The 17,896-nt window shown below is 64.7% G+C and carries 21 protein-coding genes; 7 read left to right on the top strand and 14 right to left on the bottom strand.

Annotation, left to right across the window (positions count from 1 at the left end):
- Positions 1-20: 20 nt before the first annotated feature.
- The gene (locus EMO90_RS02500; RefSeq protein WP_150353287.1) at positions 21-548 is read left to right on the top strand and encodes an NAD(P)H-dependent oxidoreductase; all 528 of its coding nucleotides are present in this window, start codon (positions 21-23) and stop codon (positions 546-548) included.
- Between the two features lie 21 nt (positions 549-569).
- On the opposite strand, the gene EMO90_RS02495 is transcribed toward EMO90_RS02500, so the two are convergent.
- Positions 570-1,154 carry a TetR/AcrR family transcriptional regulator gene (locus EMO90_RS02495; protein ID WP_150353288.1) on the bottom strand — a complete coding sequence of 195 codons (585 nt, stop codon included), beginning with the start codon at positions 1,152-1,154 and terminating at the stop codon, positions 570-572.
- 61 nt (positions 1,155-1,215) lie between these two features.
- Between EMO90_RS02495 and EMO90_RS02490 the strand changes: the two genes are divergently transcribed.
- Both EMO90_RS02490 and EMO90_RS02485 read left to right on the top strand, forming a co-directional pair.
- Positions 1,216-1,851: a sugar O-acetyltransferase gene (locus tag EMO90_RS02490; protein ID WP_150353289.1), complete on the top strand. Its 636-nt coding sequence runs from the start codon at positions 1,216-1,218 to the stop codon at positions 1,849-1,851.
- A gap of 121 nt (positions 1,852-1,972) precedes the next feature.
- Positions 1,973-2,581 (top strand): sugar O-acetyltransferase, encoded by a 609-nt coding sequence (locus tag EMO90_RS02485; protein ID WP_150353290.1) that lies wholly within the window; start codon positions 1,973-1,975, stop codon positions 2,579-2,581.
- A gap of 20 nt (positions 2,582-2,601) precedes the next feature.
- On the opposite strand, the gene EMO90_RS02480 is transcribed toward EMO90_RS02485, so the two are convergent.
- From EMO90_RS02480 to EMO90_RS02470, 3 genes are all read right to left on the bottom strand, one after another.
- Entirely contained in the window at positions 2,602-3,009 is a 408-nt protein-coding gene (locus EMO90_RS02480) for a cupin domain-containing protein (protein WP_150353291.1), read from the bottom strand.
- A 68-nt stretch (positions 3,010-3,077) separates the two neighbouring features.
- The gene (locus EMO90_RS02475) at positions 3,078-4,367 is read right to left on the bottom strand and encodes an MFS transporter (protein ID WP_223849664.1); all 1,290 of its coding nucleotides are present in this window, start codon (positions 4,365-4,367) and stop codon (positions 3,078-3,080) included.
- Between the two features lie 105 nt (positions 4,368-4,472).
- Complete coding sequence (locus EMO90_RS02470; RefSeq protein WP_150353293.1) at positions 4,473-4,943, bottom strand: MarR family winged helix-turn-helix transcriptional regulator; 471 nt, start codon at positions 4,941-4,943, stop codon at positions 4,473-4,475.
- A 137-nt stretch (positions 4,944-5,080) separates the two neighbouring features.
- Here EMO90_RS02470 and EMO90_RS02465 point away from each other — a divergent pair, with 137 nt between their 5' ends.
- Positions 5,081-5,665 carry a TetR/AcrR family transcriptional regulator gene (locus EMO90_RS02465; protein ID WP_150353294.1) on the top strand — a complete coding sequence of 195 codons (585 nt, stop codon included), beginning with the start codon at positions 5,081-5,083 and terminating at the stop codon, positions 5,663-5,665.
- Positions 5,666-5,750: 85 nt separating this feature from the next.
- Here the strand turns inward: EMO90_RS02465 and EMO90_RS02460 are convergent, their stop codons facing one another.
- Entirely contained in the window at positions 5,751-8,462 is a 2,712-nt protein-coding gene (locus EMO90_RS02460) for an ABC transporter permease (RefSeq protein ID WP_150353295.1), read from the bottom strand.
- Positions 8,463-8,473: 11 nt separating this feature from the next.
- Entirely contained in the window at positions 8,474-9,175 is a 702-nt protein-coding gene (locus EMO90_RS02455) for an ABC transporter ATP-binding protein (protein WP_150353296.1), read from the bottom strand.
- 290 nt (positions 9,176-9,465) lie between these two features.
- Between EMO90_RS02455 and EMO90_RS02450 the strand changes: the two genes are divergently transcribed.
- Positions 9,466-9,984 carry an NAD(P)H-dependent oxidoreductase gene (locus EMO90_RS02450; protein WP_150353297.1) on the top strand — a complete coding sequence of 173 codons (519 nt, stop codon included), beginning with the start codon at positions 9,466-9,468 and terminating at the stop codon, positions 9,982-9,984.
- Here EMO90_RS02450 and EMO90_RS12320 read toward each other — a convergent pair.
- Together EMO90_RS12320 and EMO90_RS12315 are read right to left on the bottom strand one after the other, a co-directional pair.
- Complete coding sequence (locus EMO90_RS12320) at positions 9,960-10,505, bottom strand: LysR family transcriptional regulator substrate-binding protein (RefSeq protein ID WP_223849665.1); 546 nt, start codon at positions 10,503-10,505, stop codon at positions 9,960-9,962. The genes EMO90_RS02450 and EMO90_RS12320 overlap by 25 nt on opposite strands.
- On the bottom strand, positions 10,495-10,890 hold the full coding sequence (locus EMO90_RS12315) for a LysR family transcriptional regulator (protein ID WP_223849666.1): 396 nt from the start codon (positions 10,888-10,890) through the stop codon (positions 10,495-10,497). Before EMO90_RS12315 ends, EMO90_RS12320 begins: the two co-directional genes overlap by 11 nt.
- A 126-nt stretch (positions 10,891-11,016) precedes the next feature.
- Between EMO90_RS12315 and EMO90_RS02440 the strand changes: the two genes are divergently transcribed.
- Positions 11,017-12,357, top strand: a complete 1,341-nt coding sequence (locus tag EMO90_RS02440; protein WP_150353298.1) for an MFS transporter — start codon at positions 11,017-11,019, stop codon at positions 12,355-12,357.
- Positions 12,358-12,371: 14 nt separating this feature from the next.
- Here EMO90_RS02440 and EMO90_RS02435 read toward each other — a convergent pair whose 3' ends face one another.
- The 4 genes from EMO90_RS02435 to EMO90_RS02420 all read right to left on the bottom strand — a co-directional run bounded on the left by EMO90_RS02435 (position 12,372) and on the right by EMO90_RS02420 (position 15,740).
- Positions 12,372-13,175: a methyltransferase domain-containing protein gene (locus EMO90_RS02435; protein WP_150353299.1), complete on the bottom strand. Its 804-nt coding sequence runs from the start codon at positions 13,173-13,175 to the stop codon at positions 12,372-12,374.
- 108 nt (positions 13,176-13,283) lie between these two features.
- Positions 13,284-14,084 carry an SDR family NAD(P)-dependent oxidoreductase gene (locus EMO90_RS02430; RefSeq protein WP_150353300.1) on the bottom strand — a complete coding sequence of 267 codons (801 nt, stop codon included), beginning with the start codon at positions 14,082-14,084 and terminating at the stop codon, positions 13,284-13,286.
- 57 nt (positions 14,085-14,141) lie between these two features.
- Complete coding sequence (locus tag EMO90_RS02425) at positions 14,142-14,798, bottom strand: GNAT family N-acetyltransferase (protein WP_150353301.1); 657 nt, start codon at positions 14,796-14,798, stop codon at positions 14,142-14,144.
- A 66-nt stretch (positions 14,799-14,864) separates the two neighbouring features.
- Positions 14,865-15,740, bottom strand: coding sequence for an SDR family NAD(P)-dependent oxidoreductase (locus EMO90_RS02420; RefSeq protein WP_150353302.1), 876 nt, complete (start codon positions 15,738-15,740; stop codon positions 14,865-14,867).
- A gap of 154 nt (positions 15,741-15,894) precedes the next feature.
- On the opposite strand from EMO90_RS02420, the gene EMO90_RS02415 reads away from it, so the two are divergent.
- Positions 15,895-16,509, top strand: a complete 615-nt coding sequence (locus EMO90_RS02415; RefSeq protein ID WP_190971925.1) for a TetR/AcrR family transcriptional regulator — start codon at positions 15,895-15,897, stop codon at positions 16,507-16,509.
- 97 nt (positions 16,510-16,606) lie between these two features.
- On the opposite strand, the gene EMO90_RS02410 is transcribed toward EMO90_RS02415, so the two are convergent.
- Positions 16,607-17,281, bottom strand: coding sequence for an endonuclease III domain-containing protein (locus EMO90_RS02410; protein WP_150353304.1), 675 nt, complete (start codon positions 17,279-17,281; stop codon positions 16,607-16,609).
- Positions 17,282-17,304: 23 nt separating this feature from the next.
- Positions 17,305-17,832 carry a PadR family transcriptional regulator gene (locus EMO90_RS02405; protein ID WP_150353305.1) on the bottom strand — a complete coding sequence of 176 codons (528 nt, stop codon included), beginning with the start codon at positions 17,830-17,832 and terminating at the stop codon, positions 17,305-17,307.
- Between the last annotated feature and the right edge of the window lie 64 nt (positions 17,833-17,896).

Below are 17,896 nucleotides of genomic sequence, written 5' to 3'. Positions count from 1 at the left end.
GAATCACAAAGGAGCTTTCCATGTCCAAGAACGTGCTGGTGCTGGTCTTCCATCCGGATCTGGAAGGCGCGTCCCGTATCAACCGGGCGCTGGCCCATGCGGCCGCGGATACGCCGGGCGTGACCGTGCGCGACGAATACGCGCTCTACCCCGATCTTCGCATCGACGTGACCGCCGAGCAGGATGCCCTGATCCGCGCCGACCGCGTGGTCTGGCAGTTCCCCGTCTACTGGTACTCCTCCCCCGCGCTGCTCAAGCAGTGGGAGGACGAGGTGCTCGCGCTCGGATGGGCGTACGGCGAGGGCGGAGGACGTTTGGAGGGCAAAGAGCTCATGTGCGCGGTGACGGCGGGCAGCACGTCCGACCGCTACACTGCCGAAGGCGACCACGGGCACACCATGGGCGAGGTGCTCGTGCCGATGGAAATCACGGCGAAGTACGTGGGCATGCCCTGGATCAAACCGTTCGCCGTGTACGACACCTTCAATCTCACGGACGAGCAGGTCGCTCGTGCGGCGCGTGACTACGCGCAGGCCATTACCGCCTGAACGCCGGCCGACCCGGCTCCATCATCGCGCTCCAGACGTCTCCCCGAAAGCCACGCGACGGATGGCCTCGCGCAGCGCCGCCGGATCCTGCCACCCGGTGCCCAGGGCGCGGTGCAGCGTGAGTCCCTCGATCATCGCGTCGAGCGCGGATGCGGTGGCGGGATCGAAGAATCGGCCTATCTCCGCCCTGCTCGAGGCCATCCAATGGTCGGTGATGTCCCGGTAGGCGGGATCACGCGCCGCAATGGTGTACAGCTCGAGGTTGATGTTCAGGTCGCCCCCGGCGAACAGCGGATCCTCCTCGATGTATGCGGCGATCGCCTCGCACGCATCCCGGGGCGAGCCCGTGGCCCGCATGCGCGCGGCGAAGCGGGCGGCGCTCCTCCGTGCGAACTGGTCGAACGCCTGGTGCAGCAGGTCCTCCATGCCCGCGAAATGGTAGGTCATTGAGCCGAGCGGAACCCCGGCCGCCGCGGCGACCACGCGATGCGAGGTGCCCGCCACGCCGCGTTCGGCAACCACCTTCAGGCACGCGTCGATGATGCGCTGCTTGCGATCGGGGTCAAGCCGCCGCCCCCGTACGGCGGCTGGTGCTGTTTCGGTCATGCGTATGACCATACGCATCGATGGATACATTCGTACCACCACATCGTGTACGATCGTACGCATGACTGATACGAGCAACACCAGCACCGCATCCGCAACCACCGACGGCCGTTCCATGAAGGAGCTCATGCTCGCCGGCGAATACTATGTCAGCTCCGATCCCGAGCTCACCGAGGAGCGCGAGCGCGCCAAGGACGTCCTCTTCGACTTCAACGCGATCCGCCCCACGCGCCGCGCCGAGCGCGAGGAGATCATCCGCGGCTTGTTCGGCCATGTGGGCGCGAACTGCTGGATCGAATCGCCGTTCAACTGCGACTACGGCTACAACCTGTCCGTCGGGGACAACTTCTATGCCAACACCGGCTGCTGCATCCTCGACTGCGCCCCGGTCACGATCGGAAACAACGTGTGGTTCGGCCCGAACGTGGGCATCTACACGCCCGAGCACGCCTTCGACGCGGCGGAGCGCACGGCCGCGTGGGAGCACAGTCTGCCGGTCACGATCGGCGACAACGTGTGGGTGTGCGGCGGCGCCACGATCGTGGCCGGCGTGACGATCGGCGCGAACAGCGTGATCGCGGCCGGGGCGGTGGTCACCCGTGACGTGCCGGAGGGCTCGCTCGTGGGCGGGGTGCCAGCACGCGTCATCCGACCGATCACCGAGGCGGACCGGCACGGGTTCCCGATTGCCCGATAGCCGACGATTGCGCCATGGACACGACGATTGCGACGCGACGCGGACCGCACGAGCCGATACACTGGTCCACGCAATGATTGCGCAAACAAATGCATGACCACAGCGGTTTGAGGAGCTTGACATGGACAATGCGGCACGGCGGGCGCAGGGGCTGCCCTACCACTACGACGACCCGTCCATCATGGGCGGCCAGCTCGAATACCAGGAGAAGCTCTGGGAGTTCAACCAGACCCATCCCACGGACGTGGAGGGCAAGGCACGGCTGCTCAGGGAGATGTTCGCCGAGATCGGCGAGGGATGCCATGTGGAGACGCCGGCCCACGCGAACTGGGGCTTCCGCCATGTGCGCATGGGCCGAGGCGTGTACTGCAACTCGAACTTCACCTGCGTGGACGACGGCGAGATCACGATCGGGAGCTACTGCATGTTCGGCCCCAACGTGGTGATCGCGACCGCCGGCCACCCGGTGCTGCCGGTGCTGCGCGAACACCACTACGTGTACGCGATCCCGGTCACGATCGGGCGCAACGTGTGGGTGGGCGCGAATGTGACGATCCTGCCCGGCGTGACGATCGGCGACAACTGCGTGATCGGCGCGGGATCCGTGGTGAGCCACAGCATCCCGGCCGATTCGGTGGCCTACGGCGCACCTTGCGAGGTGGCGAGGCCGATTGGGGACAAGGACCGGGAGTTCTACTTCAAGAACCGCCGCCTCGACGTGTGGGAATAGCGGGCGGCTCACGCGGCCCCTCAGGAGAGCCGACGGTAGGTCTCCTCGTCCACGGGCTCGAGCCATTCGTTGGAGGCGCCCTCCCGCTTGGGCATGATGGCCACGTGCGCGAACGCCTCGGTGGGCGCGGCCCCGTGCCAATGCTTGGTTTCCGGCGGAATATAGGCCACATCCCCCGGCTTGAGCTCGACCGGGTCATGGCCTTCGATCTGGTAGTAGCCGCGACCGCCCACCGCCAGCAGGATCTGGCACACCCCATGGTGGATGTGCCAGTGGTTCGTGCAGCCGGGCTCGAAGGTGACGTTGGCCACGCTCACCTGATCGTCCGCCGCCAGCGGGGCAAGGTAGCTTTGACCTTCGAAATACTGCGCATAGGCGTCATTGGGGTCACCCAGCGGGAAGGCGCTCGGATTGTTCGACAGGGTCATGATCGTTCCTTTCGTTTGCAACGCTTGTACAGGACGATTCCGACGCTACGAACCTCAAGCGCTTGAAGTCAAGCCACATGCCCTTCGCCACCCACGGCCGACGTGCGGCGCTCCTGCACGGACAGCCACACGCCGACGGGCACGGTGGCCACGCCGCACACGATGAAGATGACGGCGATGGGGATAACGTCCGCGAGCGGCGCGAAGAGGGCCATGCCGATCGGCATGGCGAAGGTGGCCATCGTGGTGTCCAGCCCGAAGACGCGGCCCACCATGGATTCGTCGGATTCGGACTGCAGGACGGTGCGCAGCGGACCCGCGCACACGGCGGTGGCGATGCCGTTGAGCACGTCGATGACGAGGTAGGCCAGCAGCCCCGGAGCCACTCCGAGCCCCACCACGGTGACGGCGTAGAACACGATGCCCCAAGCGGCCACGCGCATGGGATTGCGGATCAGCTTGGCGCCGATGGTGGACATGATCGCGCCGCCGAGCAGCATGCCGATGCTCCATCCGAGTTCGTTGGCGGCGAGTTTGTCCGAGGCGGTGGAGAGATTCACGAACCAGAGGTTCAGATCCACGCCCTCGTATTCGCGGGCCATGAGCAGCAGCGTCAGGTTCATGGGTGCCACGGAGATCAGACAGACGGTCGCGTCGGCCAGAATGGTGGACCGCAGACGCGCGCGGCCCATCACATAGGACAGGCCGGCCTTCAGATCGGCGACCACGCGCGCCGGGCCGCGACCGGATCCGTCCCCGTCGCCGGTTCGCCTGCGCGGCGCCCTGATCATCGCCACAAAGCCCACGCCGATCACGGCCGTGGTCACATCCACCAGCAGGATGGACCACAGCGGCACCATGTTGATGAGCACTGCCGCCACGGCGGGCGCGACGATCATGTTGGCCGAGTTGATGACGCTGAAGATCGAATTGACGCGCAGCAGCTTGCCGGAGGGCGTCACATCCGGGATGAACGACTGGACGGCCGGCGACTGCACGCCGGCGCCCGCCGAGCGGATGAGCAGCACCACGAAGATGAAGGCGAGGTTGGCCCAGCCCGTCGCAAAGCTCACGGACAGGAGGACCGTCACGCCGGCGATGATGAGGTCGGGCAGCATGATGAGCAGTTTGCGGTTGTGCCGGTCCGCCCAGGAGCCGCCGAAGATGGAGACGACGCCCTGGGGCAGTACGCCGAACAGCGTGGCCATGAGCAGCGCAGTGCCGGTCTGCTCCTGCAGGACGATCCACCACCAGATGGCGTATTGCACGATGCTTGACCCCAACAGGGAGAAGGCCTGGCCGGTGAGCAGCAGCGCCACGCGGCTCCGCCACGCACGATCGGCGGATTGCGGTTCCATATGCATGGTTCCTTTCATGACTCTGATTGCGGTTCACGATGCAACGGAACACCATATTGTCCCAATATGGGACAAATGTCAATTCAAGGGACGCCGGGACCCCATTCACACCTTCGCGTTGCGTAATTGAAGACGGAATTCCCGGCCGAAGATCTCCATGCCGCGAAGCATCTCGTCGCGCAGGGCGGGATCAAGCCCGCTCATCGCCCGATACTCGGCGGCACGCTCGGGGGCGACCAGCGCATTGCAGTGCCGACGCCCCTCCTCGGTGAACCGCACGGCCTTCACACGTCGGTCCCCCTCCGACTCCTCAAGCCGCGCATACCCTTGTTCCACCAGCGATGAAACCACATTGTTGACCGTCTGCCGGGGCAACATCGTGTATTCGCAGATCGCCCGCTGCGAGGCGCCGTCATGGTCGTAGAGATAGTCAAGCACGCACATCACGCTGTCCGCCACGCCCAAGCGGCGCGAGTAATCGGCGAGCGCCACGTCGATGCGGTGCAACTCGTCGAAGAACCGGTCCAGACGGTCTCCGATCGCTCGATCCGCCGAGATATCTCCCCCATCCGACATGCCAACCCTTTCCACAACAATTGTCCTAATTGAAGACAAGTATACGCATCTCCGCCACCGTATGGAAGCCGTCACCAAAATTCGATATACTGTCTAGTTATTGGGAATCACCACGCACAAGCACATCGGAGGCATCGATGGGACGACCGAAGTCTGGCGACGTCAGCGCCACGCAGAAGATGCAGGAGACGTTCTGGCAGCTGCTTGCCGCCAAGCCGTACGACCAGATCACCGTAAGCGACATCACGCGCACGAGCGGTCTCAATCGCAGCGCGTTCTACTACCACTACGCCAACATCCCCGAATTGGCGGACGATGCGATCGCCGCACTGTACGCCAAGACGGCGGTGTCCACGTTCATCGCGCGCATCATCCACAGCCCCACCGACGCAACGGCCGAAGAGGGGTACATCCGGTTCATCAGCGACCAGGATTATCTGGCCAGCGCAAGAAAGGTAATCCTCATCGCCGGCCCGCACAGCACGCCGGGACTCGTCCGGCAGCTTAAGGACTTCATCATCGAGGTGTGGCTGAGGATCCTCATGATCGACCCGAAAACGCTCGACGACGCGCAGCGGGTCACTCTGGAATTCGCCGTCAGCGGCATTCTGGGCATCTTCGGATGGGCCCCCTCCGCCGGCAATCCCAGGGACATCGCGCCTTTGATCCGCCAATCGCACATACCCGAGACCATCGCACAGCTGGTCAACTCCCTGAAATAAGCCTCAATGCAGATGGGCCCTGAAGCCCGACCCCGCTGGGATCGGACCTCAGGGCCCATCTGCATTCACCTTACGAAGGCACCCGTCACTCCGGGCTCTTGAGCGCGCCGACCATGTCGATGCGATCAAGGGATCTGTTCGTGGCCCGGCTCACCAGCCAGGTGAACAGGAACGCCAGCGCGGCGGCGATCACATAGCAGTACCACGCCACGTTCGGCACGATGTTCATGCCCGGCAGGTCGAGCATGCTCAGCAGCCCGCCGATCAGCAGACGGCCGGAGGGCAGACCGAGCGCGATGCCGATCGCGGAGAGCAGCAGCATCTCCTTGTTCACATAACCGTGGACCTCGCGGCGGCGGAAGCCCAGAACCTTGATCGTGGCCAGCTCGCGCTCGCGCTCCGAGATGTTCGTGCTGGCGAGCGTGTAGAGCACCACCACCGCCAGGATCGCGGCCATGGCCACGATGAAGCCGATCATGACGAAGAAGATCATGAAGCTTCTGGCGAAGTCGCGCATCTGCTTATCGGAGCTCGACACGGACAAATACCTGTCCTGCGAGGCAAGGCCGTCCGCGAACGCGATCCGGGCGTCCGCGTCGCCGTCCAGCTTGATGAGATCGGCGTTGACGGCGAGGTCCGTGTCCGCATCCACATCGAACGCGGTGCGCCATGCCGTCTCGGTCATGATCACCACGTTGCCGGTGTAGTACTGGGCCACCCCGGTGACGGTCACATCCGCCGCGTTCATCATGGCGTCGGCAAGATTCACCGTACCGCCGTTCGCGAGACCAAAGGTCTTGGCCGCGCTCGCGCTCACGATGGCACCCGAATCGTCCAGGGACAGGGCAGTGCCGTCCGCGGTGTGCAGGTTCAGGTAGCCGTCAACCGATTCGCCGTCGGGCACGACCATGAGCTGCGCGGTGAGCTTCGTGCCGTCGCCGTCGGACGAGCCGGCCGAGGAGGAACCGGACGCCACGGACAGAGTGCCGGATTCCAGATGCAGCGGCAGCGTGCCGGATACCGCAGCATCGGCGTCGAGGTCCCTCTGGGCGTCGTCGTGGTCGGCCGGCTTGGTGATGGCCATCACGTCGTACGTGGAGATCTCATCGAACTGGCGGGGTATGAGCGTGAACGCGGAGCTGGCCATGCCGAATCCGGCCGTCATGAGGGCCGTGCAGCCGAGCACGCCGACGATCACCATGAGCGCGCGGCTCTTATAGCGGAACAGGTTGCGCGCGGTCACCTTGCCCAGGAAGCTCAGGTGGTTCCACACGAATCCGATGCGCTCGAACACGGTGGTCCGGCCGGCCTTGGGAGCCTTGGGACGCAGCAGTTCGGCGGGCTGGAGGGACAGGGACTTCGCGCACACGGCCATCGCGCTGCCGCAGATGAGCACCACGAACAGCAGCACGCCGCCCACGCCCACGGTCCAGTTGATGATCAGCGGGTACGAGGGCAGCACATAGAGGATCTTGAGCATGCGCCGCGTGAACACGAACGGCAGCCCGATCAAGCCCAGCAGGTCACCCAGCAGACCACCGGCGAGACAGGCGGCCAGCGAGTACATCAGGTACTTCACCATGGTTTCGCCCCGCGTGTAGCCGAGCGCCTTGTAGGTGCCGATCAGCTGGCGGTCCTCCTCCACCATGCGTGCCACGGCGGTGAGGCTCACCAGGATCGCGATCACCAGGAACAGGATCGGAAACAGCTTGCCCAGACGTCCGATCATGTCGCCTTCGGTCTTGACATCGGCGTAGCTGGTAAGGGCGGCGCGGTCGCGGACGATCCACTGGGCGTCCGGCACGGCGTCGTTCACCTTGTCCCGAATCGCCTGCTCGGCGTCGGCGAGCTTCTGCTTCGCCGCGGCCTTCATGGGATTGGCGTCCGGCATAGCGTCAACGGCCTTGCGCTGGGAATCAAGGGAGGCCATGGCCGCATCAATGGCATCATCGCGCACGGTTTCGGTGCGCGCCCGCGTGCGCTCCGACTCGATGGCCTCGATGCCGGATTTCGCCTCGGCGAGCAGACCGTCGTAATCGGTGCCGTAGGTGTCCAGATCGGCCGCCCCGGAGACGGTGACGACGGCGGACGTGTAGGGGGCGTCCCCGTCGGCGACGGCGTCAGCGGAGACGAACATCGCATAGACGGTCTTCGTGCCGGAGACCAGGGCCAGCGGGCCGTCGGGGTTCACGATGTCGTTCGGATCGACGACCGTGCCCACGATGGTATACGCGCCGTCCGCGAAGGTGTCGGAAGCATCCTCGTCCGACGAATCGGAGCTTGCCGACGATGCCGCGGAGGCCGTGGCGCCTGCGTCCGGGGAGAACTCCAGTGTGTCGCCGAGGGCCTTGCCGCTGTTCGCAAGGTACTGCCGGGTGACGGCGATCTCGTGCGCGGCTTCGGGCAGACGTCCGTCCGTCAGGTACGGCAGGTCGAGGCCGCGGTCGTTGAGCGCGGTCACGGTGGCGGAGGCCTGCCTGCCGTCCACCTTGGTGGTCGCGCTTTCGGATCGGACGCCGGCCGCATCGGCCACGCTGTCCACGCCGCGCAGGGCGGTGATGTCGTCATCGTCCAAGCCAAGCGTGGAGACGATGCTCACGTCGTGCATCGACTGGCCGTCGAAGAATTCGTCCAGACCGGCCTTGAGATCGACGCTCACCGAGCTCAGGCCGCCCATCATCATCACGCCCACCGCGCAGATCACGGCGATGGCGGCGAAGCGCTTGCCGTTGCCGCGGATCGCGCGCCATGCGTCCTTCCACATGGCCGCATGGGAGGTCTTCCTGCGAGTTGCCATATTCGCGCCTCCTACCACTCGATGTCCGCGATGGGGGTGGGATTCGCGTTCGCGGTGATCTCGGTGACCTTGCCGGAACGGAAGCGGATCAGGCGGTCGCCCATGGGCGCAAGCGCGGAATTGTGGGTGACCAGCGCCACGGTGATGCCGCGCTGACGGCAGGCGTCCTGCAGAAGCTGGAGGATCTGCTTGCCGGTGTTGTAGTCAAGCGCGCCGGTCGGCTCGTCGCACAGCAGGAGCTTGGGGTTCTTGGCCAGAGCGCGGGCGATGGCCACGCGCTGCTGCTCGCCGCCGGACAGCTGGGCCGGGAAATTGCCCAAGCGCTCGCCCAGTCCCACCTTGACCAGGGTCTCGCGCGCATCCAGCGCGTCCGGGCAGATCTGGCTGGCCAGCTCCACGTTCTCCAGGGCGGTGAGGTTGGGCACGAGGTTGTAGAACTGGAAGACGAAGCCCACATCGAAGCGGCGATAGTCGGTCAGCTCCGCCTCGCTCGCATGGCTGAGGTCGCGGCCGCCGATCACCACGCTTCCGGAGGTGGCGCGGTCCATGCCACCCAGAATGTTCAGCGCGGTCGATTTGCCGGCGCCGGACGCGCCGAGGATGACCGCGAGCTCCCCCTGCTCCACGTCGAAGGTGGCGTGGTTCAGCGCCAGCACCGCCGATTCCCCTTCGCCGTATTGACGCACGACGTCATGGAATTGCAGGAAAGTCATGATGGTTCCCCTCTTGTATGGTTCCACTTGCATTCTTACGGCCGGATCATTCGACCACGGCCGGGCGATGCCCGATTTTATTCATCATGGTGTTGAATAAAAATCCTCACCGTGGGACATTGTGATGGGTTTCGCGCCCACCGATTCCCACAGTGACCGGACCCATCCCAACCGTTCGCCCGAAGCATAACCCCCGTTCAATCTCCGCATGGTCTGCGAAAGTAATATCGAATGCAGATATTTCACTTCGAAATATCTCAGCTGAGAATATAGTCGCAAAGGAGACCACCATGAAGACCCTGGTGCTGCTGTTCCACCCGAACTTCGACCAGTCCCATGTCAACGCCGCGCTGGCCAAAGCCGCCGGTGAACTGGACAACGTGACCGTGCGCAACGAATACGCGCTCTACCCGGATGGCAACATCGACGTGAAGGCCGAGCAGCAGGCCATCGAGCAGGCCGATCGCATCGTCCTGCAGTTCCCCCTGTACTGGTTCTCCGCCTCCGCGCTGCTCAAGACCTGGGAGGATCAGGTGCTCGAGCATGGCTGGGCATACGGTTCCGAAGGTCACGCCTTCGAGGGCAAGGAGTTCACCGTCGCCGTCTCCACCGGCTCCCCCGAGGCCAACTACCAGCCCGACGGTGCCAACCGCTTCACGATCGATCAGGTCCTGATCCCGTTCCAGGGCACGGCCAACTACATCGGCGCGACGTGGGTCAAGCCCTTCGCCACCTACGGCGCCTTCGGCATCACCGACGAGGCGCTGGCCGAAGCCGCGAAGAACTACAAGGCGTTCCTGTCCAAGTAGTCCGCATCCGTTGCGCCCGCAAGCCGCCCGATCCGCCCCACGAACGCGCAGACCTGCGGCTGCGGGCGCAGCGGGTACAGCAGCCCATAGGACAGGCTCACCCGTTCGCCCCAATCGACGGGCACATTGACGAGCTGCGGATGGACATTGGCCCACATGGGCTTGGAGATCAGCAGATCGCCGGCCTGGGCGCAATCGTTGAACGTGGACAGATCGTAGTGGTCGATGTCCACCAGATCGATCGACGGCATGCGTTCCAGCAATTCGCGCGCGCGATCGTTGCCGCCATGGCCGCGACGCATCAGACGGATGCGCGTGCCGGCAAGATCGGCCAACGTGATCGTCCCGCGACGGGACAGCGCATGGTCGCGTGGCACCGCAACGCACAGGGGCTCGTCGCCGAGCGGCAGCATCCCGCAGACGCCCCGCCAGTAGTCGGCGTCGAAGGCCGTGGAGATCACATCCACCGCCTCCCCCAGATGCGCGATGATGTCGTCGATCGAACTGCGATCATCCGGCATGGAGACCAGCTCGAGGCGGATGTCCGTATGGCGCCCCGTCGCGCTGCCATAGGTCCAGCACGCGACGCCCGGAGCGGAGCGTCGAAACGCCCAGACGCACCGGCGAGGACTCCCCATCCCCTTGGCCGTCCAACCACCGCGCGCGTCTGATCGCATCATCGCACTGCCGCATGATCGGCCGCGCATCCTCCACGAACACCCGTCCCGCAGCCGTCAGTTCCACTCCTGTGCGGGATCGGGTGAAAAACCTCACGCCGCATTCCGACTCGAACGTATTGATCTGCTTGGCCAGCGCCGGCGTCGAAATATGAAGCCTGCGGCCGGCCTTGGCGAAGCTGCCGGTCTCCGCCGCGGCGATCACCGCATCCAAACGCCTGTCGTACATGCGCCCCTCCCCACCGCTTACATAAACCATTGGTTCATGTCTTATAAACCAAAAGCATCCATAAACCGCTGGAATTCATTGTATTGCGAGCATACCATGTGATTCGCAACAACTGGAGGGAAACACATGACCAAGAAGACAAGCCCCGTGCCGGCCACCGCGGCGGCCGCGATCGCATCATTCCTGTCCGGCATGGACGTACTGATCGTCAATGTGGCCCTGCCCACGATCGCATCGGAGCTCGGCGGGGACATGGCCGTCCAGCAATGGGTGGTGGACGGCTACACGCTGCTGTTCGCGGCGTTGCTGTTGCTCTCGGGCAGTCTCGCGGACCGCTTCGGCGCCAAGCGCGTGTTCATGGCGGGCACCGCGCTGTTCGGCGCGGCCTCGCTGTTCTGCTCGTTCGCCGGCTCGATGGCTGCGCTCGTGGCCGGCCGATGCATGCTCGGCGTGGCATCCGCACTGATTCTGCCGGCCTCGATGTCACTGATCAACGAGGCGAATCCCGACCCACGCCGTCGCGCATGGGCGCTGGCCCTGTGGGGTGCGGGAGGAGCGTCGGCCTCGGCGGTCGGTCCCATGCTGGGCGGTCTGCTCACGCCGATCCACTGGAGTCTGGTGTTCGTCATCAACATGCCGTTCTGCCTGTTCATCCTCGTCATCGCGCCCTACATCCGGATGTCGCCGAAACGGCCCGCGCGCTTCGACTGGGTGGGGCAGACGCTGTCCCTGGCGGGCCTCGCCGCACTGGTCGCCGGCATCATCGAGGTCGGATCGCTTGGGTTCGCCCATCCGGTCACACTGTTGCTGCTGGCCATGGGCGTGGCGGCGCTGGCGGCATTCGCGTGGTCCCAGTCCAAGGTCGCCGCGCCGATGATGCCGCTCGGCCTGTTCCGCGTGCGAGGCATGCAGGTGGCGTTGCAGATCGGCTTCATCATGATCTTCAACTGGTACGGCATGGTGTTCATCTGCACGATGTTCCTGCAGAACCAGCTCGGCATGGGCGCGTTCGCCGCGGGTCTGGTCTTCGTCCCGTCCGCATTCGTGACGATTGTGGGCAATCTCGTGGGAGGCCGCATCATCACCGCCCGCGGATCGCAATTCTCCATCACGCTGGGGCTGTGCATCATGATCATCGGCTTCGCATTCGAATTCCTTAGCCCCACACCCATTCCCGTATGGGCCATCGCGACGGGTCTGAGCGTCGTAGGGTTCGGCGCGGCCATCACCACCCCGGCGGCGGCGGGTGTGGTGCTCGCCAGCGTCGACGGTTCGCAGGCCGGCATAGCCAGCGCAATGTTCAACACCTTCCGTCAGGTGGGCGGCGCCATAGGCGTGGCGGTGTTCGGCGTGGTCGCAACCTTCGTCCCGTCCCTGGATGTGGCGCTGCGGTCGGTGTTCCTCGCCAGCGCGTTGCTGCTCGTGTACACGCTCGCCTTCGAGGCATTGCGCTGGCGGGAACGGTGATGCGGGCCGAAGACTCACCTCACGGCGGTGAAGAAGAACCGCGGGAACGGGAAGATGATGCTGCCGTCCGACTGCGTGTCATAGGCGGCGCGGACGCGGGCCAGGACCTCGGTCTCGAATTCCTCGCGGGCGGTATCGTCATCGCCCAGCGCCTGCAGGTACGGACGCAATCCCGTGCCGCGATACCACTCCATGATCGCCTCGTGTGAGGGCAGCGTGTGCATGTACGTCGTCTTCCACATGCGGAAGGACGATGCCTTGGCACGCAGAATCTCCCAGTACTCGGGCGGTGTGAGATTGTAGAACTCGCGCTGCTGAGGCAGCATCGCGCCGAATCGCGGCCCATGCACCACCGAGGCGATGATCCGGTGGATCGGTTCCTCGTAGTTCATGGGCGTCTGCACGGCGAGCGTGCCTCCCTTGACAAGCCGGGACATGAGTCGCGGAATCAGGCGTTCGTGGTCCGGCACCCACTGGATGCAGGCGTTGGAGAAGACCACATCGAAGTCCTTGGGCAGTTTGGCGAAGCGCTTGGAATCGGACACGTCGCATAGGGCGAAGTCGATGTCCGGATGGGCCTTGCGGGCCGCCTCGATCATGTCCGGGGAACTGTCCACGCCAAGGATCCGCGCATGCGGGTACCGCTCGCGCAGCACGGCGGTGCTGTTGCCCGGACCGCAGCCGATGTCGAGCACCCTGCGCACGACCGTTTCGCCGTCGGCGTTCGTCTCCGGCGGCAACTGCGCCGCCAGATCGCGCGACGGCTGCGTGCGTTCCGTCTTGAATCTCAGATACTGCTCCGAATCCCATTGAACCATGGCTTCGACTGTAACGCCGGGTTTCACGGGCATGATGCGATTGGTCGAATCCCGGACCGCGGTCCGAATGGTGAAATATATGCCGGAGCGCTGCCGCCCGGAACCCAGTCAGTTCATGTACACACCGCCATTGACGTCGATCGCCTGGCCCGTGACATATGCCGCATCGTCGCTGGCGAGGAACGCGACCACGCCGGCCACATCCGCCACCTCGCCAAGACGGCCCAGGGGGATATGCAGGGACGAGAAATCCGTGCCGGCGGTCATGTCCGTGCGGATCACGCCCGGACACACGGCGTTCACGCGGATTCCGTACGGCGCGAGGATCTTGGCGTAGCTGCGGGTGGCCGAAAGCATGCCTCCCTTGGAAGCGGCGTAGGCCACCGATCCGGACACGCCGCCCACGCGGGCCGCCAGCGAGGAGATGTTCACAATCGCGCCGGACCGCTGCGGCTCCATGATCGTCGCCGCCTCGCGGACGCACAGATGCGCGCCCCGCAGATTGACGTCCAGCACCCGGTCCCATTCACCGGCATCGAGCTCGCCGAGCGGCGTCGTGGTGTAGATGCCCGCCGAGTTGACCAGCACATCCAGTCGCGGCAGACGTTCGCGCACCTGTCCGAAGAGTTCCTTGACGGCACCGGGATCAGCCACGTCCGCAGTCAGACCAATGGCATCGCACCCATACCTGTCCGCCAGCTCGGCGGCGCTCTCCTGCGCTTTGGACGCGTCGCGGCCCACCAGCACCGCACCGGCCAGCCCCTCGGCGGCCATACGATCGGCCACGGCCAAGCCGATACCGCGGGTGCCGCCGGTCACCACCGCATATTTGCCGGCGAACCGCTCGCCGTTGGCAGCCCTGCCCGCCGCATTGCCCGCATTGTTCGCGATCGTCGCATTAGCGCTCATTGCGCGCCCCTTTCATGATCATGCTCGACAGTATAGGAGGCCGAAGCAATACCGATGTCAGACTCGTCCGTCATACAGATAGAACGTCGTCCCATCGCCGTTGGACCATGCGAGCGGCATCTCCCCGCAACGGACGAGTCCCAGATGATCATAGAAGCCGAAGTTGCAGGTGGTGTCGGTGAACAGAAAGAAGCGTTCCACACCGGCCGCCCGGAACGTGCGCATCATGCGATCGAACAGCCGGCGCCCCACTCCCCCGCCCCGCACGTTCGCCTCCACCAGCAGCAGGGTGACCTCCGCGTCATACCGCCCGCGATCCCGGGTCGCGTCGCGCAGCAGTCGATCGTCGGCGGCGTTGATACGCAGCATGCCGCGAATGCCCCTGCGTCCCTCTCGCGACGCCAGCAGCGGCAGCAGGATTCCGGCCGCCCGGCGCAGATGGCGCAGGGATGACAGCATCCGCCGCCATGACCGACGACCCGCGACTCCTCCCAGAATCACGCCGGACAAGCCATCCGGCGTTTCCGACACCCACGCCTCGGTGGTCCGGGACAAGGTGGCTTCGAAATCGGCTTTGGCCAGCGCGCGCGACACCCGCGTATCCATGTCCGGATCCCCGTACCACATGCGGCGCACCATCTCGATGAGCGCCGGATAGTCGTCGCGGCTCATGGGCCTCATGATCATGGCGTCGCACGGCGTTTGAATTCGCATTCGGCTCATACGCCCATTGTCGCATACGCGGCCGCGCCGATCGCCCGCCCCGGACCGCGCCGGGAATCACCCCAGCCAGCGATTGCACGCCTTGGCGCAATACTCCCAGATCCACCGCTGTCCTTCCGGATCGCTCCATTTGGGATTGATCCGCTTGGGCTTGCCGTTGCCCCAGAACTCGCCGCTCACGCCCTCCACCGCGGGGGACGTGGCCATGAGCACGCTGGTGCGGGCGCCATGCGCGGCCGACCGCATGAACGGCGTCCACAACGCCAGCACCAGCCGCATCAGCGGGCTCTTGCCGGACTCGCGCTGCAGCCCGGTGAACGCCGATCCCGGCTCCACGGTGTTCACGGTGACGTTCGTCACGCCTTCGGCCTTGAGACGCCGGTCGAACTCGCGCATGAGCCACCATGCGTAGCGCTTCGACAGCCCGTAGGCACGCGTGAGCGAGTAGTGCCGTTCGAGCTCCACATCATCGCGGAGCGCCGGACCGCCCTGCCGGTAGGATTCGCTGGCCACCGTCACCACACGCGCCGACGCACTGCGCCTGAGCATGGGCATCAGCAGGCTGGTGAGCAGGAACGGCTGCAGCGTGTTGATCGCGAAGGTCTTCTCATGTCCCTCCGCGGTGGTCTCACGCGTTGTGCCGAACTGCCCGCCCGCATTGTTGATCAGCACGTCAAGATGGTCGTACGAGGCTTCAATCTCCGCGGCGAACCGGGCCACGTTCGCTATGAGGGACAGGTCGGCGATATGCGCGTGCACGTCCGGGTTCCCGCTGCGCTCCATGATCCACCGGCACGCCTCCCGCGTCTTGTCAGGGTTGCGCCCATGCATCACGATCGTGTGCCCCTGTTCGGCGAGCGCCAGAGCGGTCTGCTTGCCGATGCCGCCAGATGCGCCCGTAATGAGGATGATCCTCCTGCTTTCATTGTCCATGTCCGCCTCGCTGATCGCTCATTCGATGACGATCCGCAACGTTCCCGCATTCGTCATCGATGTAACATATGTGACATCAATGACGGTAGCCAAGACGCGCCTCCGTCCGCAAGCCGGCACGGCACGGACATGACAGATGAGAGGGATTTGTGACATGACGGACGATCACAGCATCGGACATCCCACCGGACGGGAGCGGCGTCTCGCCACCCTACACCGCAGCAACGCGGAGTCGAACGCCTTTGTGCGAGAATGCATCGAGGGTGCGCTCATCCAGCTCATGGCCACCAAGCCGTTCGCCGCGATCACGGTCACGGACATCGCCCGGCGGGCCGGAGTCTCCCGCAATGCGTACTACCGCAACTACCCCTCCAAGGAGGCCATTCTGGAGGATTATCTGCGCGGCGTGATCGAGGCCATGTCGGCAATCCTGACCGCCTACGATCCGGTCACGCAGACCCGGGAGAGCTGCATGGCGTTGCTGGCCGCGGTGCACGACTTCGCGCCACAGTATCGCCTGCTGCTCGACGCCGGCTACGGTCCGCGCATCCGCGAGACTATGCGCGACCACATGAACGCCAGCACGCCGCAAAGCTCCTACGGACCGCGGTACGCCGCATCCTATTGGTCCGGAGCAGTCTGCGCAATGCTTGAGGATTGGATACGCGCCGGATTCGATACGCCGGACCGCGATCTGGCGGACCTTATGACCGATCTCATGCACCGGGGGATAATCGCGGCAGCCGATCATGGGATCGGATGCGCATAAGGTGTGCAGAAATGAATATTCACATTGCTTTGAATACTCGTTTTTCCCCCTCGATACGATCAGGTGCGGGCGACATCGGCGTCTTCCCCCTGCGACCTCATGCGTTCGGAGCCTTCAATCTCCATCGCCAGTCACCGAGAAACGACTTGGACTTCGCGTCGTCATCTCGGCAAGTCTTGCCAAATTCGTCGATCAGACCATGGAATTCCTTGAGTTCCGCCACATCCAGACGCGTCGCAAACACAGCCGGCGTCACGGCATCGTGAAACTTCGGATAGCCCAGAGGTGCCTCCCATCCAAGGAACGCGAACAGGCGCCGGGCATAGGTGTCGGCCACGAACGCGCGGCGGGAGAACACATACAGCACAAGATCGTCGGCCGTCTCCCCGCCCACGCCGAACAGGCCAAGCAGTTCGCGGCGCAGATCGCCGTCGGACACATCCGCCACAGTCTGTGGGTCCGCATCGCACCGATCCACGTACCATTGGCTGAGCGCGATCAGCGCCTTGGATTTGTTGCGATGGAAGCCCGATGGCCGAATGAGATCCTGCAGCCGCTCCCGATCCGCGACCGCGATCGCATGCGGCTCCAGCATGCCGGCGTCCCTGAGCGCGGCAAGGGAGCGCTCGACATTGCCCCATGCGGTGTTCTGTGTGAGCACCGCGCCGACCATGATCTCATACAGGGTTTCGGCGGGCCACCAGCCGGTCGGACCGATGCCGCGCAGCATCGCGCGGTACAGCGCCTCCAGAAATTCCGGTGATGGGGACATGCCGGAAGCCCCTTGCGACTCCGTCACTCCTTGATGCCGAGCTCCCCGGTCAGCCACGCGCGCTCTGCCGCGATTTCGGCGTCATGGATGGAGATGTTGGCCCTGCGGTACTTGTCCGTGATCGATTCGTTGTCCAGCGGCTCCATGCCATCACTGTACAGCCGGCGCACATCGCCGTCGAGCACGCCCAGCCGACGGCGCAGCACCGCCCGGCGATCCTCCTCATCCGGGATGATGGAGAGGAAGGACAGGACGACCGACCACTTGGTGATGTCCGTGAGCATATAGCCATTGACGCCCTTGAGTTCCTCGATGAGCTTGCTGCGGCCTAGAGGCTCCAGATGGAACTGACGCAAACGGCGCCCGTTGACCACCTCGAAGCTCTCCCCGATGTAGCCGGCCTTGAGGAAACGGCCGGTGACGGTATGCAGCGTGCCGTCGCTGAACGGACGCGCATAGCCGTTCAGTCGCTCCATCTTCTTGCGCAGGCGGTATCCGCACGCCGACCCCTCGGCGAGGAACCCCAAAGTCATGATCTCAACAACGTTCATATCATTCACTATAACTCATTCTGATATATATCCACTTCGACTTCGTCCCCAGACGAATCGGCGA

Source organism: Bifidobacterium vespertilionis (assembly GCF_008698145.1).
GTDB classification, from domain to species: domain Bacteria; phylum Actinomycetota; class Actinomycetes; order Actinomycetales; family Bifidobacteriaceae; genus Bifidobacterium; species Bifidobacterium vespertilionis.
Note: the sequence above shows the minus strand (reverse complement) of the source record. Positions and strands in the feature narration are given on the sequence as shown.

Bases quoted from the DNA above. Each gene is read 5' to 3' on its own strand.
- EMO90_RS02430 (WP_150353300.1), bottom strand. From the start codon at position 14,084: ATGAGCGCTAATGCGACGATCGCGAACAATGCGGGCAATGCGGCGGGC.
- EMO90_RS02465 (WP_150353294.1), top strand. From the start codon at position 5,081: ATGGGACGACCGAAGTCTGGCGACGTCAGCGCCACGCAGAAGATGCAG.
- EMO90_RS02410 (WP_150353304.1), bottom strand. From the start codon at position 17,281: ATGTCCCCATCACCGGAATTTCTGGAGGCGCTGTACCGCGCGATGCTG.
- EMO90_RS02460 (WP_150353295.1), bottom strand. From the start codon at position 8,462: ATGGCAACTCGCAGGAAGACCTCCCATGCGGCCATGTGGAAGGACGCA.
- EMO90_RS02440 (WP_150353298.1), top strand. From the start codon at position 11,017: ATGACCAAGAAGACAAGCCCCGTGCCGGCCACCGCGGCGGCCGCGATC.
- EMO90_RS02435 (WP_150353299.1), bottom strand. From the start codon at position 13,175: ATGGTTCAATGGGATTCGGAGCAGTATCTGAGATTCAAGACGGAACGC.
- EMO90_RS02500 (WP_150353287.1), top strand. From the start codon at position 21: ATGTCCAAGAACGTGCTGGTGCTGGTCTTCCATCCGGATCTGGAAGGC.
- EMO90_RS02415 (WP_190971925.1), top strand. From the start codon at position 15,895: ATGACGGACGATCACAGCATCGGACATCCCACCGGACGGGAGCGGCGT.
- EMO90_RS02425 (WP_150353301.1), bottom strand. From the start codon at position 14,798: ATGCGAATTCAAACGCCGTGCGACGCCATGATCATGAGGCCCATGAGC.
- EMO90_RS02495 (WP_150353288.1), bottom strand. From the start codon at position 1,154: ATGACCGAAACAGCACCAGCCGCCGTACGGGGGCGGCGGCTTGACCCC.
- EMO90_RS02450 (WP_150353297.1), top strand. From the start codon at position 9,466: ATGAAGACCCTGGTGCTGCTGTTCCACCCGAACTTCGACCAGTCCCAT.
- EMO90_RS02455 (WP_150353296.1), bottom strand. From the start codon at position 9,175: ATGACTTTCCTGCAATTCCATGACGTCGTGCGTCAATACGGCGAAGGG.
- EMO90_RS12320 (WP_223849665.1), bottom strand. From the start codon at position 10,505: ATGCCGGATGATCGCAGTTCGATCGACGACATCATCGCGCATCTGGGG.
- EMO90_RS12315 (WP_223849666.1), bottom strand. From the start codon at position 10,890: ATGTACGACAGGCGTTTGGATGCGGTGATCGCCGCGGCGGAGACCGGC.
- EMO90_RS02420 (WP_150353302.1), bottom strand. From the start codon at position 15,740: ATGGACAATGAAAGCAGGAGGATCATCCTCATTACGGGCGCATCTGGC.
- EMO90_RS02490 (WP_150353289.1), top strand. From the start codon at position 1,216: ATGACTGATACGAGCAACACCAGCACCGCATCCGCAACCACCGACGGC.
- EMO90_RS02480 (WP_150353291.1), bottom strand. From the start codon at position 3,009: ATGACCCTGTCGAACAATCCGAGCGCCTTCCCGCTGGGTGACCCCAAT.
- EMO90_RS02470 (WP_150353293.1), bottom strand. From the start codon at position 4,943: ATGTCGGATGGGGGAGATATCTCGGCGGATCGAGCGATCGGAGACCGT.
- EMO90_RS02405 (WP_150353305.1), bottom strand. From the start codon at position 17,832: ATGAACGTTGTTGAGATCATGACTTTGGGGTTCCTCGCCGAGGGGTCG.
- EMO90_RS02485 (WP_150353290.1), top strand. From the start codon at position 1,973: ATGGACAATGCGGCACGGCGGGCGCAGGGGCTGCCCTACCACTACGAC.
- EMO90_RS02475 (WP_223849664.1), bottom strand. From the start codon at position 4,367: ATGGAACCGCAATCCGCCGATCGTGCGTGGCGGAGCCGCGTGGCGCTG.